Genomic DNA, 26,967 nt, shown 5'->3' with positions numbered 1-26,967 from the left:
CAAGCTGATGACCGATGCCGGGCTGATCGTGATCACCGCGTTCATCAGCCCGTTCAAGGTCGAACGCGACATGGTGCGATCAATGCTCCCCGACGGCGAGTTCGTCGAAATCTTCGTCGATACGCCCCTGGCCGAGGCCGAGAAGCGCGACGTCAAAGGGCTCTACAAAAAGGCGCGCAGCGGACAGCTCAAGAACTTCACCGGCATCGACAGCCCCTATGAGGCGCCCGAAGACGCCGAAATCAGGATAGACACCACCGCGATGACCCCCGAAGAGGCGGCGGACCTGATCGTGGACCGCTTGCTGGGGTAAAAGATGATTCATGAAAGTGACGAGGCGCTGGCCGAGCGGCTGGCAACCGCGGCGGGGGTGATCCTGCTCTCGTTGCAGGCGTCGGGCGAGTTCGAGGGCAAGGCGCTCGGCAACGCCGGCGATGCGCGCGCCAATGCGATGCTGATGCACGAATTGCGCACCGCGCGGCCCGACGACGCGATCCTGTCCGAAGAGGAAAAAGACAGCGTGACCCGCTGTTCGTTCAGCCGCGTGTGGGTGGTCGATCCGCTCGACGGTACCCGCGAATATAGCGAGGGGCGCAGCGACTGGGCGGTGCATGTCGCGCTCGCGGTCGATGGCGTGCCGACGGTGGGCGCGGTGGCGCTGCCGGGACTCGGCTTGACGCTGACGTCGGGGGCGCCGAAGCCGCTCGCACCGGCGAATGTGCCGCCGAAGATGCTGGTCAGCCGCACCCGCCCCGCCGCCGAAGCGGTGTTCGTCGCTGAGAAGATGGGCGCCGAACTGCTCGGCATGGGGTCGGCGGGCGCCAAGGCGATGGCGGTGGTGCGCGGCGAGGCCGACATCTATCTCCACACCGGCGGGCAGTATGAATGGGACAATTGCGCCCCCGCGGCGGTGGCGGCGGCGGCGGGGCTGCACGTCAGCCGGGTCGACGGGTCGCCTTTGGTGTATAATTGTGCGAATCCCTATCTGCCCGACCTGCTGATCTGCCGGAAGGAATTCGCGGCGGAAGCGTTGCGGCTGGCGGCGGAGTTTGTCGCGGCGGAGTAGGGGCCGGCAAGGGGCAGGTTTCGAGCAATAGTGGACATTCCCAGCCCCTCCTCGTCAGAGGAGGGGTGGCGAGACTTACGCGCTCGCGCGTTAGTCGCAGCGGGTGGTGTGCGCGGGTGGGCGTATGGCTTCGACCACCACCCCGTTCGACTAAAGGCCCGGCTGCGCCGGACGAAGTCTCTCTGCCCCTCCTTTGAAGAGGCGGGGGGACCGAAGCCCTGCTCCCCACCTCCAATCCGACACGGGCGCCGCGCTTCGCGATTGCCAGCCCTGTCGCGGTCGCCTATTTCGGTTGCATCGAAAAACCGAACCGATGGGAGAGACGCGATGACCGACCTGCCTGACACCAACCTGACGATGCTGACGCTGGTGAAGCCCGAGGGCGAGTTGGAGGTGTCGTTCGAGCGCCGCCCGATGCCCGAACCCGCGGCGCATGAGGTGCTGGTCAAGATTCTTGCGACCCCGATCAATCCGTCGGACCTCGGCCTGTTGTTCGGCGGCGCCGACATGTCGACCGCGCGCGCGTCAACGCGCGACGGCTTGCCCCTGATCACCGCCGATATTCCGCCCGCCGGGATGCGCGCGATGACGGGCCGGGTCGGCGATGCGCTGGCGATCGGCAACGAAGGCTGCGGCGTCGTGGTCAAGGCGGGGGCGGCGCCCGAGGCGCAGGCGCTGCTCGGCAAGACCGTCGCGCTGATCGGCGGCGAAATCTATGCCGAATATCGCTGCCTGCCGGCGATGATGTGCATGGTCCTGCCCGACGGCACCGAACCCGCCGACGGCGCGTCCTGCTTCGTCAACCCGCTGACCAGCCTTGCCTTCACCGAAACGATGAAGGCCGAAGGGCATAGCGCGCTCGTCCACACCGCGGCGGCGTCGAACCTCGGCCAGATGCTGGTCAAGATCTGCGCCAAGGACGGGATTCCGCTGGTCAATATCGTGCGCAGCGATGCGCAGGTGGAAATCTTGAAGGGCATCGGCGCGACCCATATCGTCAACAGCGGCGCCGACGATTTTGTCGAGCAACTGACCGCGGCGTTGGTCGAGACAGGCGCGACTTTGGGCTTCGATGCGATCGGCGGCGGCAAGCTGGCGGGTCAGATCCTGTCGGCGATGGAGGTCGCGGCGGTGAAGCGGATGACGACGTACAGCCGCTATGGCTCGGACACGTTCAAGCAGGTCTATATCTATGGCGCGCTCGACCTGGGGCCGACGGTGCTGAATCGCAGCTTCGGGCTGACCTGGTCGCTGTCGGGCTTCCTGCTGACGCCGTTCCTGCAAAAGGCGGGGATGGAGACCAATATGCGGCTCCGCAAACGCGTGGTCGACGAGCTGACGACGACGTTCAAGAGCCATTACAGCCATGAGATTTCGCTGGTCGAGGCTTTGAACCTCGATGTGATCGCGGGCTATAATGCCAAGCGGACGGGCGAGAAATATCTGATCCGGCCTTAGGATAGGTATTGGGCAAAAGGGGGCATAGGCAATCTGCTCCCCGGCGAAAGCCGGGGCTCAGGGCGGTGTAGGACCTACGTTGCGTTGTTAAGCTCTGGACCCCGGCCTTCGCCGGGGAACGGGTTGTGGCGGAGCCTCCGCTTTTCACACCAAAGCTGTCGCCGGACTACGCCCCAATCACCGCTTCATGCACTGCCGCACATCGTCGCGCTTATATTCGCTGCAGTTCCACAGCGCCTTTTCGAACCCCGCCTTGTCGTCGCGGAGGTAGGAGAAGGTCATGCCGGCGCGCTGGGTGTCGCTCATCGCTTCGCTCTCGGGCTTGAGCACCGGGTTGGTCCAGCCCATGAACTTGCAATATTCGCGGGTGCCGCAGAGGCGCAGCGCGAGGGTGACGAAGCTTTCGGGGGTCGCCTTGCGGTCGAGGGTGATGGTGATCGTCTCGCGCCCGCCCGATACCACCTGGCCGGGCACCGCGGCGCCGGTGACGCGCGGTTCGCCGGCGGCGGGATCGACCTCGGTGGCGGCGAGTTCGGCAGGGAGGCCGGCCATGTGCAGCGGCGAGAGCGCCGCCATCTTGGCGATCGGCGCCTCGACCCCCGCAACATTGCCGCGAAAGGCACCGGGCGTGCCCCAATAGCCGGGCCAGCGGAAGAAGAGGTGGGTGTCGACGACCGCGATCTTTTCGAGGCTGTCGCTCCAATAGGGGCGGACCCAGTCTGTGTGATAATGCGTCGCGAGGCCGACCGACGGGTCGGTGCCGCCCGACAGGATGATCTCGGCATTGACCTGCGCCCGCGTCCACGCGGCATCCGAATAGCGGCGGGCCAACGCGCCGTCGCAGGTGAAGGTGAACTGGCAGCCGGTGACGCGTTCCGACCCCTGGAACACGACGCCGCAGATCGATTTGGGGAAGGCGGGATGGCGGACGCGGTTGATGATGACCTGGCCGACCGAGCGTTGGCCCTTGTTGTCGTCGCCCGCCTCATAGAGCATCGCGGCGGCGAGGCAGTCGCGCGCGCGGCCGCGGTTGTCCGCGTCGCCGGCATAGACGAAGGGGCGCGCCGCGACGAAACCCTTGGTCACCAGCGGGATCTTGGCATTGGCGGCGCGCGCGTCGTCCTCGGCGATCGGCGCCAATTCCATCGGGAGCACCTCCGGAACCGTGCTGGCGGGCGGCGCGACGGGAGGCAGGTGCACGCTGTAGCGCGCGGGACCGCCGAGGCTGCTCGCGTAGAGCACCGCGACGATCGCGCCGACCGCCAGCAGCGCGAACAGCCATGCCGACCGGTCGCGCCACAATGGCGTCGTTGCTGCGGGCGCTTCGCGCGCCATGGGGGTGCCTCAGATTTCCGGGAGGAAGTCGGGGACCGAGAGGTAGCGTTCGCCGGTGTCGTAGTTGAAGCCGAGGACGCGGCTGCCCGCGGGCAGCTCGGCGAGTTTCTGGGCGATCGCGGCAAGGGTGGCGCCCGACGAGATGCCGACGAGCATGCCTTCCTCGGTCGCCGAGCGGCGCGCATAGTCCTTGGCGTCGGCGGCCTCGACCTTGATCACCCCGTCGAGCAGGTCGGTGTGCAGGTTGCGCGGGATGAAGCCGGCGCCGATGCCCTGGATCGGATGCGGGCCGGGTTGGCCGCCCGAGATGACCGGCGATGCGACGGGCTCGACCGCGAACACCTTGAGGTTCGGCCAATGGCCCTTCAGAAATTGCGCAACGCCGGTGATATGGCCGCCAGTGCCGACCCCGGTGACGATCGCATCGATCGGGGTGTCGGCGAAATCGGCGAGGATTTCGGGGCCGGTGGTGCGAACATGGACGTCGATGTTCGCCTCATTCTCGAACTGCTGCGGCATCCACGCGCCCGGCGTCGTCTCGACCAGCTCGATCGCGCGCTCGATCGCGCCCTTCATGCCCTTTTCGCGCGGCGTCAGGTCGAAGGTCGCGCCATAGGCGAGCATCAGGCGGCGGCGTTCGAGCGACATGCTTTCGGGCATGACGAGCACGAGCTTGTAGCCCTTGACCGCGGCGGCCATCGCGAGGCCGATACCGGTGTTGCCCGACGTCGGCTCGACGATGGTGCCGCCGGGCTGAAGGCTGCCGTCACGCTCGGCCGCCTCGATCATCGCGAGGCCGATGCGATCCTTGATCGACCCGCCCGGGTTGCTGCGTTCCGACTTCACCCAGACTTCGGCGTCGGGGAACAGCTTGGCGACCCGGATGTGCGGGGTGTTGCCGATGGTATCGAGGATCGAATTGGCTTTCATGGTCGGTGCAGGCTTTCCTTGAAGTCGAACCGCGGATCGCGCCGCGCGAGACGATTGGGCCAGTCTCCGCTGCGGAGCCAAAGCGCTTCGTCGGCGAGGGCGGGCGTGGGCGCGGGTTGTAACGATGCGAGCAGATACTGTCCATAAGGCCAATCGGCGACGCCCGAGTCGGCGTTGATATGCCCGAACGGCCCGGCATTGACGAAGCGCGCATCCCATTGCCGCGACAGCCGCCAGACGTGCGAGGTCTTGGCATAGGGATCATTGTCGCTCGCCACCACGACGATCGGGGTGCGCGAGGTGAAGGCGGGGGCGTCGCTGAAGTCGGCGACGCGGCTGTCACGGCGCAGGTCGCCGAGGTCGGGCGGCGCGACGAGCAGCGCCCCGGCGACGCGGGCACGGGCGACGCCGCCGGCATGAGCGAACCAGTGGGCAAAGGCGTGGCAGCCGAGGCTGTGCGCCGCGATCAGCACCGGTTCGTCCTCGGCGGCGATCGCGTCGGCGATGCGTTCGACCCATTGGTCCTTGGCGGGCGCGGCCCAGTTGCCGAGGTCGACTCGCTCGCAGTCGGCGAATTTATGTTCCCACAGGCTCTGCCAATGGCGCGGGCCGCTGTTGTCGAGGCCCGGAATCGTCAGGATTTTGTGGCGTATCAGCGTGGTGTGCATCTCTGGATCTCCATCGGATGAAGGAAGGAAACCGCGGTGACGGGTGCAACCGAGATAATTCAACTAAATAAATTGACAATCACTTTGTGGCGAAAGGAAGGCAGTTTGCGACGAGTTGATTTCGCGCTTTCGGACGGGCGCGGAAATGCGTCAGGCGGCCTGTTTGAACTGCGGTTCGAAGGTGCGGGCGCGGCGCAGTTCGGGGAATATCCATGCCCAGAGCGCGGTGACGCCGATCGCTGCCGCGCCGCCGAAGACGATCGCTGTGATCGGGCCGAAGGCAGCGGCCATCGATCCGGCGCGCATTTCGCCGAGCTCGTTCGAAGCCGAGATCGCGAGGCCCGACACCGCGCTGACGCGGCCGCGCATATGGTCGGGGGTGTTGAGCTGGATCAGCGTGCCACGCACGAAGACCGAGAACATGTCGGCGGCGCCGAGCAGCGCCAGCATCGCGAGCGACAGGAAGAGGTTGGTCGACAGGCCAAAGGCGATGGTCGCGGCGCCGAAGGCGACGACCGCCCATAGCATCTTCACCCCGACATTGCGCTCGATCGGGCGCCAGGCGAGGCCCAATGCGACGATCGCGGCGCCGACCGCGGGGGCGGCGCGCAACAGGCCGAGCATGGTGGCATTTTCCATGAGGTCGCTGTGGAGAATGTCGCGCGCGAACACCGGCAGCAGCGCGGTCGCGCCCGACAGGATCACCGCGAACAGGTCGAGGGTGATCGTGCCGAGCAGGAATCGCTCGCGCCAGGTGAATTGCAGCCCGTCGAGCATTTCGCGCAACGGGTGGCGACGCACCTCGACCGGCGGCGGCAGCACGGGGCGGACGCGGCTGATCGTGAAGGCCGAGATAGCGAGCAGCACGGCGGCGAAGATATAGACCGAGGTCGGATGGGCCGCGTAGATCAATCCGCCCGCGGCGGGGCCGATGACCGAGGCCGACTGCCAGGCGATGCTGCTCATCGCGATCGCGCGCGGCAGCACGGCGGGGGGCACGATGTTCGGCGCGATCGCGCTCATCGCCGGACCCGAAAAGACGCGCGCGACGCCGTGCAGCGCGGCGAGGCCGAAGAGCAGGGGCAGGGTGAGTCCGTCGGTATAAGTGAACCAGCCGAGCGCGGCGGCGATGGTGAGGTCGATCAGGTTCGAGAAGATCGCGACGCTGCGCCGTTCGAAACGGTCGGCGACCCAGCCCGCGACCGGGGTGAGCACCGCGAGCGGCACGAACTGGAACAGCCCGAGCAGGCCGAGCTGGAACGACGCCTCCTTGATCGACATGCCGTAATCGGTGCGCGCGGTGTCGTAGAGCTGGTAACCGATGACCACGACCATCGCGATCGTCGCCATCACCGCGGTGAAGCGCGCGAGCCAGAAATATCGGTAGTCGACGAAACTGAGCGGGGAGGGGGCCCTGGACGGGGTTTCGGGCATCGCCGGTTCGTCGGCGTCGGGCGGGAGGATCGTTGCCATTGCGATCCGCCCTAACCGGCTTTTCGGCACTGTCCAGACCGCATAGGTCTGCCGTTCGTCGATTAGCAGGTGTCACATGCCGGTCATGGTGGCAGAAACCCGCCATCGTCATCGGGGAGTTTCAAGATATGACACGCAAATTCGCTCGCTTCGGCGGGGTCGCCATGGCCGCGACGCTGTTCGTCCTGGCCGGTTGCAACGCGTCGGACAACAAGTCGGCGTCGGCGACCGGCGCCAAGAGCTGGACCCAGTTTCGCGACGGCTTCATCGAGGGCTATTTCCCGCTCAACCCGAATTTCGCGGTCTATCAGGGCAAGCATGAGTTCGATGGGCAACTGCCCGACTGGTCGCCCGCGGGACTGGAGAAGCAGGCGGCGTATCTGGAAAAGGCGATCGCCGACGCCAAGGCGTTCGACGGCGCGATGACCGACGCCGAGAAATTCGAGCGCGACTATCTGGTCAAGGTCGCCGAGGGACAGCTGTTCTTCCTGCGCGATACCGATTTCGCGGCGAAGAACCCGGCCTTCTACACCGGTGCACTCGACCCCAATGTCTATATCTCGCGGCCTTATGCCGATGCGACGACGCGGATGAAGGCGTTCATCGCCTATGCCGAAAAGGTTCCCGCAGCCGCCGCGCAGATCAAGGCGAACCTCAAGCTGCCGCTGCCCGCAACCTTCGTCAAATATGGCACCGCGGGCTTCGGCGGCTTCGCCGACTATTATAAGGGCGACGCCAAGGCCGCCTTCGCCTCGGTCAAGGACGAAGCGCTGCAGAAGCAGTTCGACGACGCGGCGGCGAAAGCGGGCGCGGCGATGACCGACCTTGCCAAATATGTCGGATCGCGGCCGGGCACGACCGACGGCTATGCGCTCGGCGCCGACAAATTCGCCAAGATGATCCTGACCAACGAGGGTGTCGACACGCCGATCGACGAACTCGAACGGATCGGGCAGGCCGACCTCAAGCGCAATCAGGACGCCTTGAAGGCCGCCTGCGCCACCTATGCCGCGGGCATGACGATCGCCGACTGCATGAAGAAGATGAACAGCGACAAGCCCGCCGACGGCCCGGTCGCCGAAGCGCGGCGCCAGTTGCCGACGCTGCGCGCCTTCCTCGTCGAAAAGGACCTCGTCAGCATCCCGGGCACCGAACAGGCGCAGGTCGAGGAATCGCCGCCGTACAACCGGCAGAACAGCGCCTATATCGACATTCCCGGACCCTATGAGAAAGGGCTGCCGTCGGTCTATTATATCTCGCCGCCCGACCCGGCGTGGGACAAGCAGACGCAGGCGGACTTCGTGCCGGGGCGCAAGGACCTGTTGTTCACCTCGGTCCATGAGGTGTGGCCGGGCCACTTCCTGAACTTCCTCCATGCGAACCGCGCCGAGAGCATCTTCGGCAAATTGTTCGTCGGCTATGCCTTTGCCGAGGGCTGGGCGCATTATACCGAGGAAATGATGTGGGACGCCGGGCTGGGCGAGGGCGACCCCGAGACGCACATCGGCCAGTTGTCGAACGCGCTGCTGCGCGATTGCCGCTATCTGTCGGCGATCGGGCTGCACACCAAGGGCATGACGGTCGCGGATTCGGAAAAGCTGTTCAAGGACCAATGCTATCAGGACGAGGGCAATGCGCGGCAACAGGCGGCGCGCGGCACCTATGACCCCGCCTATCTTAACTATACGATGGGCAAGCTGATGATCCGCAAGCTGCGCGACGACTGGACAAAAGGCGACAAGACGAAGTGGAAGGCGTTCCACGACGAATTCCTGTCGTACGGCGGCCCGCCGATCCCGATGGTGCGCGCGGCGATGATGAAGGAAACGACACCGAAGGCGGTGTTCTGAAGCTCATAACCCTCTCCCCTTCCGGGGAGAGGGTTGGATGTGACCGCGAGCACTGGCAATAGGCACCAACCCCCGCTAGCCTTCCCCTGCAACAAGGGGCGAGCCGATGGTCGATGTCTTCATTTCCTATTCGCGCGACAACAAGGCGCGCGTGGCCGAAATCGCGCAGGCGGTCAAAGCGGCGGGTTATGAGGTGTGGTGGGACGCCGAACTGCCGCCGCACCGCAGCTATGGCGATGTGATCACCGAAAAGATCGGCATGGCGAAGGCGGCGATCGTCGTCTGGTCGCACACCTCGGCGCAGTCCGAATGGGTGCGCGCCGAGGCCGATGTCGCGCGCAACCAGAAGAAGCTGGTGCAGACCGCGATCGATGACGTCATGCCGCCGCTGCCGTTCAACCAGATCCAGTTCGCCGAACTCGCCGACTGGCATGGCGAGACCGACCATAGCGGCTGGCGCAAGGTGCTGATGAGCCTGGAGGAATTGTGCTGCCGTGCGCCGGTGGAAGCGCCGCCCGCGGCGCCCGCACCGGTTCCGGCTCCCGCCGCCTATTCCGCGCCCGCCGAGCCGGCGGCGCCGCGATCCTCGCCGCTGCCGTGGATATTGGGCGCGGCGGCGATCGTCGGCGCGGGCCTGCTCTGGTGGCTGCTGCAGCCGACGCCGATGCGGACGACGGTGAGCGATGGCTCCGGATCGGGCAGCGCCGCCGTCGCGGGCGCCCCGGAAACGGCAGATGACGGCGCGGCGCCGGTCGAGGCCTTTGTCCTCGCCGCGGTGATCAACGATCCCGAAGGTTTCACCAACATCCGTGCGCAAGCCTCGTCGCAGTCGGCGATCCTCGGCAAGGTGCTCGAGGGCGAGAAGTTCCTGACCTATCAGCAGAGCGGCAGCTGGTGGCGCGTGCGCAAGGGCGACGGCACCACCGGCTATATGTTCCGCAAGCTGATCCGCGTGCTCGACGGGGCGAACCCCGATCCGGCACCCGGCGCGGGGGCCGCGTCGCTTCCCGCCGGGCCGATGCCGGCCGGCGTCGGCGGCAGCGGGGTCGTCATCCCCGATTCGTCGGAGCGGCTGCTGTCGGCGGACGAACTCGGCAATTACAGCGCGCTCGAACTGCGCATCGCGCGCAACGAGATTTTCGCGCGCAACGGCTTCCGCTTCAAGGACGCCAGCTTGCGCGCGCATTTCAGCCAGTTCGGCTGGTACAAGCCGACCACCGACAATGTGCAGCTTTCGGGCGTTGAAAAGGCCAATGTCGCGCTGTTGAAATCGGCCGAAGCCGCCGCGCAATGAGCGAAGGCGCAGCGCCGGACTGCGCCGCGAGCGAGGCGGAGGTCGCGCACCGGCTGGGGCAGGGCGATGCGTTGAGCGCCTTCGACTGCGCCGCCGCCGCGCGCCGCGCGGGCATCGACAGCCCGCGATTGCGCTACCTGATGGTGCGCGCGCTCGCCGCGTCGGGCGACAGCCTGGGCGCGATGCATTTGTACGAGGCGCTCGACCTCGCCGGTTCGGGCGATGTCGACAGCCTCGCGCTCGCGGGGCGGATCTGGAAGGACCGCGCCTTCGACCAGCGCGCCGGCGAACGGCGGCCCTGGCTCGAAAAGGCCGCCGCCGCCTATCATCACGCGTGGGAGGTGTCGGGCGCGACCTTTCCGGCGATCAACGCCGCGAGCCTGTTCGCGCTGCTCGGTGACCGCGCGCGCGGCGCCGCGCTCGCCGAACCGATCGCGGCGGCGGGGGCGGCGGGCGATTATTGGGACGCGGTGACGCTGATCGAGGCGCTGCTGCTGCTCGGGCGCGGCGACGAGGCGCTGCGCCACGCGCAGGCGGTCGATATGATGGGCAGCGCGCGCGCCGGGGATCGCGCCTCGACCTGCCGGCAATTCGCGCGGCTGGCGCAGAGCGGCGCGATCGAGGCCGCCAGCGCGGCGGCGATCGTCGACCTGCTGCGCCCGCCGCCGGTCGGCGTCTATTGCGGGCGCATGTTCCGGGCCGGCGGTGAGGGCGAGGCGGGGGCGCAGCGCGCGATCGCCGCCGCGCTCGATGCGCAGCCCTTGTCGGCCTTGATCGGCCCGCTCGCCTGCGGCGCCGACATCATTTTCGCCGAAGAGGCGATCGCGCGCGGCATCGACCTGACGATCATCCTGCCCTTCGCCGAGGAGGATTTTATCGCGCAGTCGGTGCGGTCGGGCGCCGAGGCATGGGTCGCGCGCTATGTCCATTGCCGCGACGCGGCGGCGATGGTCCATTTCGCGAGCAACACCCGCTTCGTCAGCGACGATTGCCAGTTCATCCTCGGCTCGCACACCGCAATGGGGCTCGCCCGATTGCGCGCACGCGAACTGGAAAGCGAAGCGATCCAGTTCGCGGTCGTCGACCCCGCGGTGGCGGCGCGCAGCGCCGATGCGATCGCCGGCACCAACGCCGATATCGCGCTGTGGCAGGCGCATGGCGGGCGCACGGTGACGATCGCGGTCGGCGGACTCGATCGGTCGCTGGAGTTCCCGCCGGCGCCCAAGCCGCCCGAGGGAACGCGGCGCGGGCTTTATGCGATCCTGTTCGCCGATTTTGCCGGGTTTTCAAAGCTTGGCGAGGCGGAGTTGCCGATCTTTGCACAGGAAGTGATGGGCGGGATCGGGCGCGTGCTCGACGAATATGGCGAGGCGGTGCTGTTCCGCAACACTTGGGGCGATGCGGTTTACGCGATCATTTCGGACCCTGCGGTCGCGGCGCGGATCGCGCTCGACATGCAGGAACGGCTCGACGTGCTGCCCGCCGGGCTGGGGCTGGAGGGGCATCAGGCGGGGATGCGCACCGGCATCCATTTCGGGCCGATCTATCGCGGGCAGGACCCGGTGGTTGGCAACGAACTGTGGTACGGCACCGAGGTCACGCGCACCGCGCGGATCGAGCCGGTGACGTTGGTCGGGCAAATCTATTGCACCCAGCCGATGGCGGCGATGCTCGCGCTCGGCGATGCGCGCGAATTCGACTGCGACTATGTCGGCAAGGTGCGGCTCGCCAAGGATTATGGCGAGCTGGCGCTGTACCGCCTGTCGCGCCGCGCGGCCTAGAGTGCGTTCGGTTTTGATGGAATCAAAGCCGAACGCACTCTAGATTCTTGTTTTTCCGTGATTTCCGAGCCGTGAAATGTTCCATTTCACTCGAAATCACTTGAGGGCGCGCGCAACCGCGCGATGAAGAAACCGTCGAGGCCGCCGGCTTCGGCCAGCATCCCGGGAAGGGTGCGGATGAAGCCCTGTTCGGTCGGGGCGATTCCCGCGGGAAGTTCGTCGGCGCGTGCGGCGTCGATGGTCCAGTCCGGATGATCGGCCAGGAAGGCGGCGATCCGCTCCTCGCCCTCGGCGGGTTCGAGCGAGCAGGTGGCGTAGACGAGCACCCCGCCCGGCTTCACCCATGGCGCGGCGCGACCGAGCAGTTCAGCCTGTAATTCGGCCATTTCGGCAATCTGGCGCGGCTCGATGCGGTGAAGCACATCGGGGTGGCGGCGGAAGATGCCGGTCGCTGAACAGGGCGCGTCGAGCAGCACCGCGTCGGCGGCCTCGCCGGGTTGCCATTTGCGGATATCGCCCTGGACGACGGCGGCGTGAAGGCTGGTGCGGTCGAGATTCTCCTCGAGCCGCGCGAGGCGCTTTGCACTCGAATCGACCGCGAGGACCGACCAGCCGGCGGCGGCGAGCTGCATCGTCTTGCCGCCCGGCGCGGCGCAGAGGTCGAGGACCGAGCGGCCTTCGCCGGCCCCGAGCAGCCGCGCGGGCAGGGTGGCGGCGAGGTCCTGGACCCACCAGCCGCCTTCGCGAAAGCCGGGCAGAGTTTCGATCGCGTGGCCGCGGGGCAGGCGAAGGTGATGCGGGGCGAGCGACTGCGCGCCCTCCCAGCCGGCCGCGTCGGGTGCGGCGGCGAAGCTGAGGTCGACCGGCGGCGCGGCGCTCCACGCGGCTTCGGCGGCGGCGACGAAGGCGTCGCCCCACAACGCGGCCCAGCGTTCGGCGGTGGCCGGCGGCAGGCTCGCGCGTTCGGGAAGCTGCCATTCCTCCTGCTGCGCGCGCGACAGGATCGCATGGACGAGGCGGCGCGGGCCGCCGTCGACGAGCGGCAGCGCGGTCGACACGACGGCGTGCGGCGGGCTCTTCAGCACCAGCAGCTGCGCCAGCGCGATCCGCAGCACCGCGCGCGATTTGACGTCGTCGGGCAGCGGCTGGGCGGTCGCGCCGTCGATCAACAGGTCGATGTCGCTCATCCAGCGCAGCGCTTCGGAGACGATCGCCACGGCAAAGGCGCGGTCGGGCGGCGGCAGGCCCTGCGTCGCCGCATGCGCGGCGAGGTCGAGCGGGTCGCCGCGGCGCAGCACCGCGTCGATCAGGCGCAGCGCCGCCTTGCGCGTCGCGGTGCCCGGCGGGTCGGCCTGATGCGCGCCGCGGGGGCGGCGGGGACGACGGTCAGCCATGACGGCGGAATCCGGTACGGGGGCGGTTGGCGTGGGGCACGGAAACTCCTATAACATCGGCGTCATGACCGAAAACAGCCAAGCAGAGACCATCGGCGGCACGCCGCGCGCGGCCAAGCGCCCCGCGCATGTGAAAGCGCCCGAAGGCTGGACCAACGCCCCGGTTCCGGCGCCCGAACCGATCCGCGAGGAAAAGGCCGAGGACCAGCCCGGCGGCCGCAACCCCGTGCGCTATGGCGACTGGGAACTCAAGGGACTGGCGATCGATTTCTGACCCCGCCGACGCGGCGGTCAAAAGGGATTCATCCGCCCGATCAGCCCGGTGCGGTCGACGAACTGGTGCTTCAACGCCGCGAGGACGTGGGTCGCGGCGAGGGCGAGCATCGCGAGACCCAGCACTTCATGCCGTTCGTGCAGCGTGTCGGCGAGGCTTTTGCTGGGGCTGGCGATCGACGGCACGGTGAAGAGGCCGAAGAAGTCGATCGGGCGGTCGGCGGCCGACATCCAGACCCATCCCGATAGCGGCAGCAGGATGAGCAGCGCGTAGAAAAGGAAATGGACGAGCTTGCTGACCGGCCGTTGCCAGGCGGGAGTCGCGGCGGGCAGCGGTGGCGGCTTGTGGCCGAGCCGCCAGAGGATACGCAGCACCGTCAAGCCGAGGATCGCGATGCCGAGCGCCTTGTGGATCGACATCGCCGCCCGATGCGTTTCGCGCGGCATATCCTCGGTCAGCATCGCGAGGCCGATATTGGCGATCACCGCGAGGCCGATCGCCCAATGAAGCCAGATGGCCACCTTCGTGTAGCGCGGGGCGCCGGTCGACATGGTGGCCATCGGGTTCAATTCCTCAGACGAGCGGGGCTTCCGAAATCAACGGCACCTTGCCGGCCTTGACCTGCTCGGCAAAGACTTCGCGCATCAGCTGCAGCGAAAAGAGGTGCGCGAAGATCAGGCCGAGCATGCCGTTCTGCATCATCTTGCGCAGCACGTCGCCGCGCAGTTCGCGCAGCTTGTTCTCGTCGACCATCTGGAAACCGCGGTAGATGAAGGGCTTGTCGCTGCCTTCGGGCTGGATGCTGACTTCGCCGTCCATCAGCAGGTCGGCCTTTTTCAGCTCGTCCATCATGACGCCGGTGCGCTGACCCGCTTCCTCGAAATTCTTGCAGAATTCGAGCACCGCCTTGGTCGGATCGGTCGGTTCGGTGCCGGCGAACAGCGCATCGCCCTCTTCGAATTCGCCGACGGCGCCCGAGGTCGGGTCGAAGCACAGCGACAGTTCGTCGGTATCGGGGCGCAGCTTGGCGAGCAGGAACGGGTAGCGGCGGACATAGGCCGGGACATAGACCGGGTTGATCAGCTTGCCCTCGTCGTCGACGAAAGTGTTGACGCCTTCGTTAAGGCCCATCAGCGCGAGCGGCACCGGATTGTCGCCGGCCGAAAAGACGATCGGGTAGAACCGGCTCGCCGAGACGAATTCGTCCGAGGTCAGCGGCACCGCATGCTGGTTGATCAGGAATTCGGCCTTGTCCAGCGAGCGGGCATGGAAATTGGCGTGATCGACGCTCGAGAGCGGAACCAGATCCTTGTAGAAAAGCGGCAGATTGGCGGCGGGCGCAGTGGCCATGATAAAACTCCGAACTGAACACCCGCACCGGCGGGCGAAAAAATGCGATTGCGCGCCTTATTGGGCTGCGCGCCGCGACGCAAGGGGGACGGTTGCGGGCCTAGCCGATCAGCTTGCCCGGATTGAACAGGCCGGCAGGGTCGAGCCCTGCCTTGATCGCGCGCAGCGCCGCGAGGCGGGTCGGGCTGTCGAGCGCGGCGAACAGGTCGCGCTTCATCTGCCCGATACCATGTTCGGCCGAAAGCGAGCCGCCGAGTTCGATGACATGGCTGTAGACGAGGCGGCTCGCGTCCTCGCCATGCGCTGCGATCCACGCGCGGCCGTCGACCCCGGCGGGCGGCTGGACATGATGATGGACGTTGCCGTCGCCGAGATGGCCGAAGGACAGGGCGCGGGCGCCGGGGAAGGCGGCGGCGAGGCGCGCCGGATTGTCGGCGATGAAGCGCGGCATCAGGTCGACCGGCACGCTGACGTCGTGCTGGATCGCCGGACCCTCGGCGCGCTCGGCCTCCGAAATCGAATCGCGCAGCCGCCAGAAGTCGTCGCTTTCGCGGTCGTTCTTGGCGATCACGACGTCGTCGATCAGCCCGGCCTGCAGCGCGATGGCGAGCTGGGTTTCGAGCCGCGCCGACAGGTCGTCGGCCTTGTCGCCGGCGAGTTCGACCAGTGCATACCAAGGGCAGTCGCCGCCCAGCGGATGGCGCGTCTGCGGGATGTGGCGCAGCACCGCGTCCAGGCAGCCGTGCGGGACGATCTCGAAGCCTTCGAGCGGGGCGCCGATCGCTGCGTCGAGCTGGCGCAGCAGGAGCAGCGCCTTGTCGGGACTTTCGAGGCCTATCCATGCGGTCGCGCGGTCCTGTGCGGCGGGGACGAGGCGCAGCGTCGCGGCGGTGACGATGCCCAGCGTCCCCTCCGCCCCGCACAGCAGGTGCCGCAGGTCATAGCCGCGATTGTCCTTCTTGAGCGGCGCCAGTCCGTCGAAGACCTGGCCGTCGGGCAGCACCGCCTCGACCCCCGCGACGAGGGCGCGCATCGTGCCGTGGCGCAGCACCTGCGTGCCGCCGGCGTTGGTCGATACCAGCCCGCCGATCGTCGCCGACCCCTTGCCGCCGAGGGTCAGCGGGAACCGAAAACCTTCCGCCAGCACGGCATTGTGGAAATTCTCGAGGATAACGCCGGCTTCGGCCACGGCGAGTCCCGCCGCGCGATCGATGGTACGGACGCGGTTCATGCGGCGCGTGCTGAGCAGCAATTGCGCGCCGCTGGCGTCGGGGGTCGCGCCGCCGACCATGCCGCTGTTGCCGCCCTGCGGGACGATGGCGACGTCCTGCGCGGCGCAAAGCCGGACGACGGCGGCGACTTCGGCGGTGGTGGCGGGGGAGAGCATCGCGGCGGCGCGGCCGTGATATTTGCCGCGCCAGTCGGTGAGCCAGGGCGCGAGGCTGTCGTCGTCGGTCGCGAAGCCCTTGGGGCCGAGCAGGGCGGCAAGCTGTGCCAGCAGGTCGGGCGTCGGGGGCCGCGTCATCGGCGCGGACATTCGCGGACGAGGTGACGGATCGTCAAAATGGGTCGACAACAGTTCATTTGCTGTTCAATCATGATCGCTATTGGGGAGGCCATGGACGAGTGAAGCCCGCGCGTCCAGCCAGCATCGGGTTCGGGAGCCAAGGGTGAACAACGGTTTTTGTCAGCGCGCCGAGGGGGCGCCCGACGCGCAGTGACGGCAGCGTTTGCCCTGTTCCTCGTGGCCGCGGCACCCGCGGCCGACACGGAGGCGCCGATAGCGCCGCCCGAGCCGATCGCCGCGATGGTGCCCATGCCCGAAAGCGCCGGCGCTCCGTGGTTCCAGGTTATCATCGAACAGCAGTTGATCATCCGCGTACCGGCGCAGCGATCGTCGCTCACCAATTTCGCGGCAAGCCCCGGCGAGCCGCAGCGCAAGCGCGAAGCGCCGCCGATGGTCTGGAAAGAGAAAAAGGCGCCGAAATGCGTCGCGATGCGCAACATCATCGGAATGCAGGCGGTTCAGCGCGACAGCATCGACCTGATCACGCGACAGAGGCAGCGATTGCGCGCGCAGCTCAACCGCGGTTGCCGCGCGCTCGATTTCTATGCCGGTTTCTACATGAAGGGTAACGAGGACGGCCAGCTTTGCGAGGATCGCGACGAGATTCACGCACGAACCGGTGCCAAATGCGAAATCGACAAGTTCCGCCTGATGGTCGCGGTGCGCGACGACGATTAATCGGCGATTTTCGCCAGCTTTTCTTGACTTTCGGCTGGTAGTTCCGCAAGGGCGCCGCAGCGCGGGCTGGCGTGGGACGCCGTGCGACCTCAATTTTCCGGACATGATGACCCTATGAAATTTGCCGACCTCGGCCTTTCCGACGAAACCCTGCGCGCGATCACTGAATCGGGCTATGACGAACCGACGCCGATTCAGGCGGGTGCGATCCCCTCGGTGCTGATGATGCGCGACATGATCGGCATCGCCCAGACGGGCACCGGCAAGACCGCATCCTTCGTGCTGCCGATGATCGACATATTGGCGCATGGCCGCGCGCGGGCGCGCATGCCGCGCTCGCTGATCCTCGAGCCGACGCGCGAACTCGCGGCGCAGGTCGCGGAAAACTTCGAAAAATACGGCAAATATCACAAGCTCTCTATGGCGTTGCTGATCGGCGGCGTGCAGATGGGCGATCAGGTCAAGGCGCTTGAAAAGGGCGTCGACGTGTTGATCGCGACCCCGGGCCGCCTGATGGATCTGTTCGAGCGCGGCAAGATATTGCTCACCGGGTGCAACCTGCTGGTGATCGACGAAGCCGACCGCATGCTCGACATGGGCTTCATCCCCGACATCGAGAATATTTGCACCAAGCTGCCGGCGAATCGGCAGACCCTGCTGTTCTCGGCGACGATGCCGCCGCCGATCAAAAAGCTGGCCGACAAATTCCTGTCGAATCCCAAGACGATCGAAGTCGCACGCCCGGCGAGCCGCAACGAGAATATCGAGCAGTTCGTCGTCAAGACCAGCGAGCGCGGCAAGCGCGACACGCTGCGCGACCTGCTCGAGTCGGAAGACATCAGCACCGCGATCATCTTTTGCAACCGCAAGACGACGGTGCGCGACCTGGCCAAAGCCTTGCAGCGCGACCGGTACAAGGCCGGCGAAATCCATGGCGACATGGACCAGTCGAGCCGCATCGCCGAACTCGACCGCTTCAAGGCCGGGACGATCAATATCCTGGTCGCGTCCGACGTCGCGGCGCGCGGGCTCGATGTGAAGGGCGTGAGCCATGTCTTCAACTTCGACGCACCCTGGCACCCCGATGATTATGTCCACCGCATCGGCCGCACCGGCCGCGCGGGCGCACAGGGCCGTGCCTTCACGCTGATCACGCCGTCGGACGATGAGGCGATCGACAATATCCAGAAGCTGACCGGCTATACGATCCCGGTTCATGGCGGCGGCAAGGCCGAGGCTGCCAAGGCGTCGACGGACGAGCCGCGCGAAGAGCGCGAGCCGCGCCGCGAACGATCCGCCCGCGGCGGTCGCGGCCGCGCCAAGCCCGCTGCCGAATCGAAACGCGCCGAAGCACCGCGTGCCGAAGCCGTCGCGGATAAGCCGGCGGCCAGACCCGCGAAGAAGGCCGACGATCGCAAGCCCGCGCCGGCGAAGTCGCGCAATCAGGATGATGATGGCCCCGACGACGGCTGGAACGGCCCGATGCCCGACTTTTTGTCGTTCGGGTTCGGTAGCTGATCTGCTCGTCGCCCCCGCGAAGGCGGGGGCCGCTATCGGTTTACGCGGCGAGGTCGAGCAAGGCGGCCAGCGGCCCCCGCCTTCGCGGGGGCGACGGTATGGGCATCAAACCCGAACCAGCATCTTCCCCATATTCGTCCCCGCGAACAGCCCCAGGAACGCCGCGGGCGTCGCCTCCAGCCCCTCATGCACCGTCTCGCGCATCGTCACCGCGCCGCTGGCGATCAGCCCGCCCATGTCGGCGTAGAATTCCTCGACGCAGTCGAAGAACTGGTCGGTGTAGATAAAGCCTTCCATGCGGATGCGCGCCGGGATGGTGCGGATCAGATATTTCATCTCCTGCGCCTTGCCGTCGTTGTAGACGTCAATCATGCCGCAGATCGCGAAGCGCGCGAAATCGCTGGCGGTCGCGAAGGCGGCGTCGAGATGTTCGCCGCCGACATTGTCGAAATAGACGTCGATCCCCGGCTTGCCGAGGGTTTCGAGCGCCGCGGCAAGTTGCGGCAGCACCGGGCCGGCCTTGTAGTCGATCACCGCATCGGCGCCGAGATCGAGGGCCCAGGCGCATTTGTCGGCGCCGCCGGCCGAGCCGATCACCGTCATCTCGCGCGCCTTGGCGATCTGGACCACCGCCGACCCGACCGCGCCCGCCGCCGCCGAAACGAAGACAGTGTCGCCGGGTTTCGCCGCCGCGATGCGGAGCAGGCCGATCCAGGCGGTGCCACCGGTCAGCCCCATATTGTGGAGGAAGGTCTGCGGGGTCATCCCCGCCGCGAGCGCCGCCGCGGGCAGCTTGTTCGGCGACATGTCGAGGCCGATGACCCCGCCGTCGCGCCAGCCGCCCATGTGGAGGATCAGGTCGCCGGGGGCGAAGCCGCCCATATTGCTTTCGATCACCTCGCCGATCGCGCCGCCGGTCATCGGCTGATCGATCTGAAAGCTGGCCGAATAGCTTTTCGCGTCGTTCATCCGGCCGCGCATATAGGGGTCGACCGACAGCCACAGATTCTTCACCCGCAGCTGGTCGGCCTGCAACGGCGCGTCGGGGAGGTCGCGGAGGGCGAAATTGTCCATCGTCGGCAAGCCCGTTGGCCTGCTGGTCAGGTGCCACGCTCGCGCCATCATATCCCCCTCGATAAGTGTCTGTCGCCCAATCGTCAGAAAAGCCGTTGCCAGCCGTATTCGGTGCCGTTAAGACCCCGCCGTCGCGGGGCCGTAGCTCAGATGGGAGAGCGCTGCAATCGCACTGCAGAGGTCAGGGGTTCGATTCCCCTCGGCTCCACCAGCGACCCGATTCCCCCAACTTCCGAACCGTTTACCCCGCGAAGTCGCGAATCATGTTCTTCGCGATCACTAGCTGCTGAATCTGCGTGGTTCCTTCATAGATGCGGTAAATGCGGCAGTCGCGATAGAAGCGCTCGGCCAGATATTCCTTGAGATAGCCGGCGCCGCCGTGGATCTGGACGACGCGGTCGGCGACCCGCCCGCACATTTCGCTCGCGAACATCTTGGTCGCCGCAGCCTCGACGATGATCTTTTCGCCGCGGTCGGCGCGCGCGCAGGCGTCGGCGAGCATGCATTCGGCGGCGTAGATTTCGGCCTTGCTGTCGGCGAGCATCGCCTGGATCAACTGGAAATTGGCGATCGGCTCGCCGAACGCCTTGCGCTCCATCGCATATTGCAGGCCCGCATCGAGCATGCGCTTGGCATAGCCGACGCTGGCGGCGGCGACCGAAAGCCGGCCGTTGTCGAGGCTCTGCATCGCGGCGCGGAAACCGATGCCTTCCTCGCCGCCGAGCAGCGCGTCGCCGTCAACCCGGACATTATCGAGGATGACGTCGGCGATCTGCGATCCCGCCTGGCCCATCTTGCCGTCGGGCTTGCCGATCGACACCCCGGGCGCGTCGCGCGGGACCATGAAGGCGCTGACATGCGCGTTCTTGGGCAGCGCCTCGGCATTGGTGCGCGCCATCACCAGGATGACGTCGGCGAAGGGGGCGTTGGTGATGTAGCGCTTGGTTCCGTTCAGGACATAACCATTGCCGTCGCGTACCGCGCGGGTCTTCATCGCCGCGCTGTCGGAGCCGCTGTCGGGTTCGGTGAGGCCGAAGGCGGCGATGGTGCCGGTCGCGAGTTTCGGCAGCCAATGTTCCTTCTGCTGGTCGGTGCCGAAACCGGTCAGCGACTTGCACACCATGCCGATGTTGATCGACACGATCGAGCGATAGGCGGGCGAGGCATAAGCGATCTCGCGGATGAAGCCGACATATTGGCTGACGTTCATGCCCGCCCCGCCATATTCGGGGGGCATGGTGATGCCGAACAGGCCCATGTCCTTCATCTCGGCGAGGATGTCGTCGGGAACGCGGCCAAGCTCCTCAAGCTGGTCTTCGGCGGGGATCAGCCGGTCGCGGACATAGCGCTGCAACTGTTCGATAAAGGCTTCGTAGATGTCGGCGTCCATTCCCGGGTTGGTCATCGTCTTTCCTCTTTCGTCATTGTTCGGAGTAGCTGTCGATCGCGGAGAAGATGCGCGTCAACTGGTCGCGCTCGTCGGCGTCGATGTCGGGGCGCCAGATTTCGAAGAGCATCACGGTGCGGTCGCTGGTCCCGCGGTTCCACGCTTCATGTTCGAAACTGTCGTCGAAGATCGTCAATTCGCCTTCGCGCCATACGCGCGTCTCGGCGCCGACGCGCAGACCGCAGCCGTCGGGGACGATCAGCGGCAGGTGGCAGATCAGGCGGGTGTTGAGCATGCCGTGGTGCGGCTGGATATGCGTGCCGGGTTTGAGCCGCGAGAAGAGCGCGAGTGGCGCGCGGCCCGGGATCACCGGTTGCGGCGCCTGCGCGAGCGCGGCGAGGGCCTCTGGGCAGAGCATGTCCATGCCCTCGGCGATTTCGCCGTCCTTCCAAAGCCAGGCGGCGCCCCAGTCGGGTTTATCGAGCAGCGGATTATTGGGGGGAGGCCGGTCGGGGCTGGCGGTGACATAGGGGCCGAAACGGTCGGCGGTGCTCGCGACCAAGGCCTGCAGTTCGGCGCGGATCGCATCGGTCGCGGCCTCGACCGCCGGAACCCAGTCGAAATCGGCGCGGTCGAAAAAGGCGCGCTGCGCGAGGCCGGGGAAATAGAACATGCTCGGTTGCTGCAGGTAGAGCGGCTGGTCTCCGGCGAGCATGCGGAGCGCCTCGGCAACGCGCGGGGTCGCGCCCGCGGCGTCGATCCCCGCCCCGCGTAATTGGCCGAGCAGGTGATCGGCGAAGGCTTGTTCGGTCGCGGCGAGAAAGACCTCGGCGCGCTGGAGGCCGGGGTGCAGCGCCGGCGGGACGCTGCGCGCCTGGGCCGCGGTGCCGAGCGCGAGGCGGTAAAAGCTGCCCGCGGCGCGGTCGTCGGACAGCCGGCGCTTGAGTTCGGCCATGGCGAGGATCGCGGCGATATTGGCGCGATCGGCGCGGATCGCGGCGTCGAGCGCGGCGCTTTCGCCCGCGTCGTCGCCGCGCCAGTGGGCCGCGCGCGCCTGCTCCAGCCATGTCCCCTCGCCGGTCATGGCGCTTGCCATAGCGCCGCGCGGCCCCTTTGCAAGAAGCGGTGGGCCTAGATCTCTGGCGGCGGCGGTGCTGAAGGCGCGGCGCGCTTGCCGACCAGCCACCTGCGGACCGCGACGACCGGCGGGGTGCGCCACAGCAGCAGCAGGCCGGCGAAGAACAGCGCCCAGGGCAGGATCGCGGCGCCGACGACGAGGACGAACGAGAGCAGGGTACCGCCGCTGCGTATCAGCATGTTCGCCGCGTCGCTGAACGGATTGCCATAACCGATGCCGGGCAGGCCGCCGGTGCCCTGATAGTCGAAGACCATCGGGGTCGTCGCGAGCTGGACCTCGCCGCCGCGCCGCGTTTCGCGCTCGCCGTCGAGTTGCTGGCGCAGTCCGGCGATCTGTTGCTGGAGTTCGGTGCGTTCGCGGTCGCCGAGCCCGCCCTGCTTGAGCCGCGCTTCGAGGCGCGCGATCTCGTCGGCGATGCCCGCGCTGCGGCGCTGCGAATCGCTGATCTGTGCGCCGACGTCCTCGCCGGTGATATTGGCCGCGGCGAGCACGCCCTCGGCCTTGGCGACGCTGGCGATCGCATCCTTGCCGAACTTGCGCGCGATGGCGGGGTCGAGCTTGAATTCCAGCCGGCCCTCGACCTTATTGTCGCGGATCAGCCGGTAATCCATGCCGGTGATCCGACAGCGCGCGACGCCGAGCGTTTCGCAGGCGGCGGCATGTTCCTCCTGCACCGCGGCGATGCGGTCGTCGTCGAGGCGGAAGGCGTAGCGATAGTTGAAGGCAACGCCGGGGGCGGCGGTGATAGGGACGTCGGGGCCGCCGGCGGCGTCGGCGGAAACCATTTCGGCAGCGGCGGGGGCGCTGCTTGCCGCCGATTCCTCGGACGCTTTTTGGCCGCAGCCGACCAGCACGAGCGCCATCGCGCCCGCCAAGAGCTTGGTTTTCATGAGACTCTCCCAAAGATGCGACTCGTTGGCCGCACGATATGGAGTATCATAACTGATCTGGTTGACAATAGGGTTTGCGTGGAGTGGTCGCCGCCGTTGGAGGACGTTGAAATCCTCCCCNCGAAAGGCTGCGCGACGCGTGACGGCGTCGGCCCCTCCGTCAGCGGCTTTGCCGCTGCCACCTCCCCATCGCTGCCCGACAGGGAGGATATTTACGTCAGCGATCCACCATACACCAAAAGCGCCCGCGTGAAGCTATCCCGCCGCCTTCACAAAACTGTCGAGCACCCTTTTGCTGCCAGCCGACTCGAATTCGACCTCCAGCTTGTTGCCGTCGATGTCCATGATTTCGCCGTAACCGAACTTCTCATGAAACACGCGCATGCCGATCGCCAGGTCGGCGCGCGGCTTGGCGCCAACCGACGCTGCGGGGCCGCGCTCGCTGGGCGCGGGGGCGCGGGTCACCGTCGTCGACCCTGACACCGCGCGCTGCCAGGCGGGGCCGCGCGTCATCGTGCGCGAGGGGTTGCGCTCGGCGACATGCGCGAACGGATCGCCCTGCGCCGACCAGTTGGCGCGCCACAGGCTTTGGCCGCCGCCGAAGCTGTTTTCGCTGTCGACATGTTCGGGCGGAATTTCGGCGATGAAGCGGCTGGGGATGCTGCTCGTCCACTGGCCATAGATGCGGCGGTTCGCGGCATGATAGATGCTGGCGCGCACGCGGGCGCGGGTGATCGCGACATAGGCGAGGCGGCGCTCTTCCTCGAGGCTGGCGATGCCGCCCTCGTCCATCGAGCGCTGCGACGGAAACACGCCGTCTTCCCACCCCGCAAGGAATACATGGTCGAACTCCAGCCCCTTGGCGGCGTGGATCGTCATGATCGTCACCGTCTCGGTCGTGTCGTCATTGTCGCGGTCCATGACGAGGCTGACATGTTCGAGGAACGCCTCGAGCGAGTCATATTCCTCCATCGCGCGGACGAGTTCGGACAGGTTTTCAAGGCGGCCCGCGGCTTCGACGCTGCGGTCGGCCTGGAGCATCGCGGTATAGCCCGATTCGTCGAGGATCAGTTGGGTGAGTTCGGGATGCGACAGGTCGTTCGCCTTGGTCCGCCAGCCGCGCATCTGCGCGACGAACGTGGCGAGCTGGCGCCGCGCCTGCGGGGTGAGTTCGTCGGTTTCGGTGATCTGCGACGCCGCCTGCAGCAAGGGCGCGCGTTCGGCGCGGGCGAACTGGTGGATGCGCTGGATCGCCTTGTCGCCGAGGCCGCGTTTGGGGACATTGACGATGCGTTCGAAGGCGAGGTCGTCGGCGGGCGACTGGACGAGGCGCAGATAGGCGAGGGCATCGCGGATTTCGGCGCGTTCGTAAAAGCGGAAACCGCCGACGATGCGGTACGGCATGCCGATCGCGATGAAGCGGTCTTCGAACTCGCGGGTCTGAAACTGGGCGCGGACGAGGATCGCGGCGCGGTCGAGCGACACGCGGCGATGCTGGAGCGTTTCGAGTTCCTCGCCGACGCGGCGCGCCTCCTCGGGGCCGTCCCAGACGCCGACGACGCGGACCTTGTCGCCCGGCTCGAGTTCGGTCCACAAGGTCTTGCCAAGGCGGCCGCTGTTCTGCGCGATCAGCGCCGAGGCGGCGGCGAGGATCTGCGGTGTCGAGCGGTAATTTTGTTCGAGGCGGATGACGGTCGCGCCCGGGAAATCCTTGTCGAAGCGCAGAATGTTCGCGACCTCGGCGCCGCGCCAGCTGTACACCGACTGGTCGTCGTCGCCGACCACGCAGATATTCTTGCGCGATTGCGCCAGCAGCCGCAACCACAGATATTGGCTGGCGTTGGTGTCCTGATATTCGTCGACGAGGATATATTTGAAGCGTTGCTGATACTGTTCGAGCACGTCGCGGTGGGTCTTGAGGATCACCAGCATGTGGAGCAGCAGGTCGCCGAAATCGCAGGCGTTGAGCGTCTTCAGCCGCGCCTGATAGAGCGCGTAAAAATGCTGGCCCTTGCCGTCGGCCCAGGCTTCCTTGTCGGCGGCATCGAGGTCGGCGGGGACGAGCCCGCGGTTCTTCCACTTGTCGATGAGTCCCGCGAGCTGGCGCGCCGGCCAGCGCTTCTCGTCGAGCCCCTCGGCCTGGATCAGCTGCTTGAGCACGCGCAGTTGATCGTCGGTGTCGAGGATGGTGAAATTGCTCTGCAGGCCGACCAGTTCGGCGTGGCGGCGCAGCATCTTCGCCGCGATGCTGTGGAAGGTGCCGAGCCAGGGCATGCCCTCGACCGCGTCACCGATCATCCGCCCGATCCGCTCGCGCATCTCGCGCGCCGCCTTGTTGGTGAAGGTGACCGCGAGGATTTCGGACGGCCAGGCGCGCCGCGTCGCGATGATGTGGGCGAGCCGCGCGGTGAGCGCCGCGGTCTTGCCCGTGCCCGCGCCGGCGAGCATCAGCACCGGACCTTCGGTGGTCAGCACCGCCTGGCGCTGCGGGCCGTTGAGACCGCGCAGATAGGGCGGGTCCGAGGGATCGGGGCGGGCGAGGTCGGGCATCGAGGCAGGGGTATCGTTCACGCGCGAACGATTAGGGAACAGCGCGCGCGCTGTCCAGCGGGGAGGGGTGGATTTGGTTGCGGACATAGCGATCCTCCCCGTTCCGGGGAGGATCGTCCGCTCCCCACGCCCAAATACCCACGCAACCCTTTATCCCGCCCATCTTCGCCTCTACCGTCACCCAGATGCGCGCCTGTTCCCTGATCCCCGCATCGGCAGCCCTGCTGCTAACCGCCTGCGCCGGCGGCAATTTCCGTGCCGTCAGCGACACCCCGGTGCGGATCGGCCCGGCTTATGCGGTTCGCGGCACCACCTATGTGCCCGCCGCCGCGCCGGGTTATGACGCGGTCGGCTACGCCAGCTGGTACGGCAACGAATCGGGCAACCGCACCGCCAATGGCGAGCCATTCCGGCCCGGCTGGATCACCGCCGCGCACACCACGCTGCCGCTGCCGACCTATGTCGAGGTGACCGCGCTCGACAGCGGCCGCCGGATCATCGTGCGGGTCAACGATCGCGGCCCCTTTGCGCAGGGCCGGATCATCGACCTGTCGCGCGCCGCGGCCGAGGAACTCGGCATCAAGGCGCAGGGTCATGCCGCGGTGCGCGTCCGCCGCGTCGAGCCGTCGGAAAAGGATCGCAAACGCCTGCGCGACGGCAAAGCGGCGGCGTCGCTGCCGCCTTTGTCGGGGCGGGAATTGCAAGGGTTGCGGGCGCGGGTACCGGCAAAAGGCCAGTGATGCGGGTAGACGTCGTCGGATCTATACGCCGTAGAAAGTGAGCGTCGGATACTCCGCCGCAGCCTTGCGAAGCCAATATGATGTCAGCCGGAGCGCGTCGAGGCATCGGCGTCGACCTCCGCTATTTTCCAGCAGCTGGGCGAGTTCTCCTCCACCGAAGAGGCGGATATCGTCCGGAATCGGGAGGTCGGCGCGCAGCCGATTATCCCATTCGTCGGCGGCGCGAGCGATTTCGATCCAACAGGGGGATGGAATTTCGCACACCCCATAAGGATCGAACCGGTCGGTTGCGCGGCGAAGAGGGGCGCAAAAGATTTCGCCGAAGGGAAAACTCCAGACCAGACTGGCGAAATGTTCGACGTGCGGCGATATCTGGAAACGCAAGCCGGCTTCGAACCCGGGCTCGTCCTTGATATAGGCCAGTTGCATTGCGCGCGTTTTAGAAGAGCGAGGCCGGACGTCAACCATCGCCGATGGGGATTGCCGCGGCCGTCGTGCGCCAGCGCGCGAAATCTATTCGGTCTTGCGTTCGACCGCCCAAAGCGCCCAAGG

The 26,967-nt window shown here is 66.9% G+C and carries 24 protein-coding genes and 1 tRNA gene; 11 read left to right on the top strand and 14 right to left on the bottom strand.

Annotation, left to right across the window (positions count from 1 at the left end; genetic code table 11):
• From ASD67_RS22470 to ASD67_RS22460, 3 genes are all read left to right on the top strand, one after another.
• Positions 1–313, top strand: a 313-nt coding sequence (locus ASD67_RS22470; protein ID WP_156377833.1) for an adenylyl-sulfate kinase, incomplete at its 5' end; no start/stop codon positions are given.
• A gap of 3 nt (positions 314–316) precedes the next feature.
• Positions 317–1,066 (top strand): 3'(2'),5'-bisphosphate nucleotidase CysQ, encoded by a 750-nt coding sequence (locus tag ASD67_RS22465; protein WP_156377832.1) that lies wholly within the window; start codon positions 317–319, stop codon positions 1,064–1,066.
• Positions 1,067–1,393: 327 nt separating this feature from the next.
• Positions 1,394–2,524: a zinc-binding dehydrogenase gene (locus tag ASD67_RS22460; protein WP_056351931.1), complete on the top strand. Its 1,131-nt coding sequence runs from the start codon at positions 1,394–1,396 to the stop codon at positions 2,522–2,524.
• A gap of 177 nt (positions 2,525–2,701) precedes the next feature.
• Here the strand turns inward: ASD67_RS22460 and ASD67_RS22455 are convergent, their stop codons facing one another.
• The 4 genes from ASD67_RS22455 to ASD67_RS22440 form a co-directional block, all read right to left on the bottom strand.
• Positions 2,702–3,859: a cell wall hydrolase gene (locus ASD67_RS22455; RefSeq protein WP_056351928.1), complete on the bottom strand. Its 1,158-nt coding sequence runs from the start codon at positions 3,857–3,859 to the stop codon at positions 2,702–2,704.
• 9 nt (positions 3,860–3,868) lie between these two features.
• Positions 3,869–4,789: a cysteine synthase A gene (gene cysK, locus ASD67_RS22450; protein ID WP_056351926.1), complete on the bottom strand. Its 921-nt coding sequence runs from the start codon at positions 4,787–4,789 to the stop codon at positions 3,869–3,871.
• The gene (locus tag ASD67_RS22445; protein ID WP_056351924.1) at positions 4,786–5,457 is read right to left on the bottom strand and encodes an RBBP9/YdeN family alpha/beta hydrolase; all 672 of its coding nucleotides are present in this window, start codon (positions 5,455–5,457) and stop codon (positions 4,786–4,788) included. The genes cysK and ASD67_RS22445 overlap by 4 nt, the downstream gene beginning before the upstream one ends.
• A 150-nt stretch (positions 5,458–5,607) precedes the next feature.
• Positions 5,608–6,930, bottom strand: a complete 1,323-nt coding sequence (locus ASD67_RS22440; RefSeq protein ID WP_082545255.1) for an MFS transporter — start codon at positions 6,928–6,930, stop codon at positions 5,608–5,610.
• Positions 6,931–7,058: 128 nt separating this feature from the next.
• Here ASD67_RS22440 and ASD67_RS22435 point away from each other — a divergent pair, with 128 nt between their 5' ends.
• The 3 genes from ASD67_RS22435 (at position 7,059) to ASD67_RS22425 (ending at position 11,855) form a co-directional block, all read left to right on the top strand.
• Positions 7,059–8,780 (top strand): DUF885 domain-containing protein, encoded by a 1,722-nt coding sequence (locus ASD67_RS22435; RefSeq protein ID WP_056351921.1) that lies wholly within the window; start codon positions 7,059–7,061, stop codon positions 8,778–8,780.
• Positions 8,781–8,886: 106 nt separating this feature from the next.
• Positions 8,887–10,074, top strand: coding sequence for a YARHG domain-containing protein (locus ASD67_RS22430; protein ID WP_056351918.1), 1,188 nt, complete (start codon positions 8,887–8,889; stop codon positions 10,072–10,074).
• Positions 10,071–11,855 carry an adenylate/guanylate cyclase domain-containing protein gene (locus tag ASD67_RS22425; protein ID WP_056351915.1) on the top strand — a complete coding sequence of 595 codons (1,785 nt, stop codon included), beginning with the start codon at positions 10,071–10,073 and terminating at the stop codon, positions 11,853–11,855. Before ASD67_RS22430 ends, ASD67_RS22425 begins: the two co-directional genes overlap by 4 nt.
• A gap of 86 nt (positions 11,856–11,941) precedes the next feature.
• Here the strand turns inward: ASD67_RS22425 and ASD67_RS22420 are convergent, their stop codons facing one another.
• The gene (locus ASD67_RS22420; RefSeq protein ID WP_056351912.1) at positions 11,942–13,249 is read right to left on the bottom strand and encodes an RsmB/NOP family class I SAM-dependent RNA methyltransferase; all 1,308 of its coding nucleotides are present in this window, start codon (positions 13,247–13,249) and stop codon (positions 11,942–11,944) included.
• Positions 13,250–13,313: 64 nt separating this feature from the next.
• On the opposite strand from ASD67_RS22420, the gene ASD67_RS22415 reads away from it, so the two are divergent.
• Positions 13,314–13,523, top strand: a complete 210-nt coding sequence (locus tag ASD67_RS22415; protein WP_056352362.1) for a DUF1674 domain-containing protein — start codon at positions 13,314–13,316, stop codon at positions 13,521–13,523.
• Positions 13,524–13,540: 17 nt separating this feature from the next.
• Here ASD67_RS22415 and ASD67_RS22410 read toward each other — a convergent pair whose 3' ends face one another.
• The 3 genes from ASD67_RS22410 to ASD67_RS22400 all read right to left on the bottom strand — a co-directional run bounded on the left by ASD67_RS22410 (position 13,541) and on the right by ASD67_RS22400 (position 16,398).
• Positions 13,541–14,083 carry a cytochrome b gene (locus ASD67_RS22410; RefSeq protein WP_056351911.1) on the bottom strand — a complete coding sequence of 181 codons (543 nt, stop codon included), beginning with the start codon at positions 14,081–14,083 and terminating at the stop codon, positions 13,541–13,543.
• Between the two features lie 13 nt (positions 14,084–14,096).
• Positions 14,097–14,873, bottom strand: a complete 777-nt coding sequence (locus ASD67_RS22405; protein WP_056351907.1) for a SapC family protein — start codon at positions 14,871–14,873, stop codon at positions 14,097–14,099.
• Between the two features lie 100 nt (positions 14,874–14,973).
• On the bottom strand, positions 14,974–16,398 hold the full coding sequence (locus ASD67_RS22400) for an FAD-binding oxidoreductase (RefSeq protein ID WP_056352358.1): 1,425 nt from the start codon (positions 16,396–16,398) through the stop codon (positions 14,974–14,976).
• A 192-nt stretch (positions 16,399–16,590) separates the two neighbouring features.
• Between ASD67_RS22400 and ASD67_RS22395 the strand changes: the two genes are divergently transcribed.
• Together ASD67_RS22395 and ASD67_RS22390 are read left to right on the top strand one after the other, a co-directional pair.
• Complete coding sequence (locus ASD67_RS22395) at positions 16,591–17,118, top strand: hypothetical protein (RefSeq protein ID WP_056351903.1); 528 nt, start codon at positions 16,591–16,593, stop codon at positions 17,116–17,118.
• A 114-nt stretch (positions 17,119–17,232) separates the two neighbouring features.
• Positions 17,233–18,636: a DEAD/DEAH box helicase gene (locus ASD67_RS22390; protein WP_056351900.1), complete on the top strand. Its 1,404-nt coding sequence runs from the start codon at positions 17,233–17,235 to the stop codon at positions 18,634–18,636.
• 105 nt (positions 18,637–18,741) lie between these two features.
• Here the strand turns inward: ASD67_RS22390 and ASD67_RS22385 are convergent, their stop codons facing one another.
• Positions 18,742–19,758, bottom strand: a complete 1,017-nt coding sequence (locus tag ASD67_RS22385) for an NADP-dependent oxidoreductase (protein ID WP_200938085.1) — start codon at positions 19,756–19,758, stop codon at positions 18,742–18,744.
• An 87-nt stretch (positions 19,759–19,845) separates the two neighbouring features.
• Between ASD67_RS22385 and ASD67_RS22380 the strand changes: the two genes are divergently transcribed.
• Positions 19,846–19,921 (top strand) — tRNA-Ala (locus ASD67_RS22380).
• A 30-nt stretch (positions 19,922–19,951) separates the two neighbouring features.
• Here ASD67_RS22380 and ASD67_RS22375 read toward each other — a convergent pair.
• The 4 genes from ASD67_RS22375 to ASD67_RS22360 form a co-directional block, all read right to left on the bottom strand.
• Entirely contained in the window at positions 19,952–21,115 is a 1,164-nt protein-coding gene (locus ASD67_RS22375; protein WP_056351895.1) for an acyl-CoA dehydrogenase family protein, read from the bottom strand.
• A gap of 16 nt (positions 21,116–21,131) precedes the next feature.
• Positions 21,132–22,181, bottom strand: a complete 1,050-nt coding sequence (locus ASD67_RS22370) for an aspartyl/asparaginyl beta-hydroxylase domain-containing protein (RefSeq protein WP_235535790.1) — start codon at positions 22,179–22,181, stop codon at positions 21,132–21,134.
• A gap of 47 nt (positions 22,182–22,228) precedes the next feature.
• Entirely contained in the window at positions 22,229–23,125 is an 897-nt protein-coding gene (locus ASD67_RS22365; protein ID WP_056351890.1) for a DUF4349 domain-containing protein, read from the bottom strand.
• 255 nt (positions 23,126–23,380) lie between these two features.
• Positions 23,381–25,675, bottom strand: a complete 2,295-nt coding sequence (locus tag ASD67_RS22360; protein WP_056351887.1) for an ATP-dependent helicase — start codon at positions 25,673–25,675, stop codon at positions 23,381–23,383.
• Between the two features lie 185 nt (positions 25,676–25,860).
• Between ASD67_RS22360 and ASD67_RS22355 the strand changes: the two genes are divergently transcribed.
• Positions 25,861–26,415, top strand: coding sequence for a septal ring lytic transglycosylase RlpA family protein (locus tag ASD67_RS22355; RefSeq protein WP_056351884.1), 555 nt, complete (start codon positions 25,861–25,863; stop codon positions 26,413–26,415).
• A 21-nt stretch (positions 26,416–26,436) separates the two neighbouring features.
• On the opposite strand, the gene ASD67_RS22350 is transcribed toward ASD67_RS22355, so the two are convergent.
• On the bottom strand, positions 26,437–26,844 hold the full coding sequence (locus ASD67_RS22350; protein WP_056351881.1) for a hypothetical protein: 408 nt from the start codon (positions 26,842–26,844) through the stop codon (positions 26,437–26,439).
• Positions 26,845–26,967 lie beyond the last annotated feature (123 nt).

Origin of the sequence: Sphingopyxis sp. Root1497, from assembly GCF_001427085.1 — a bacterium.
Classification (GTDB): domain Bacteria; phylum Pseudomonadota; class Alphaproteobacteria; order Sphingomonadales; family Sphingomonadaceae; genus Sphingopyxis.
The sequence above is the reverse complement of the archived record's forward strand: the minus strand, read 5'-3'. Positions and strand labels throughout refer to the sequence as shown.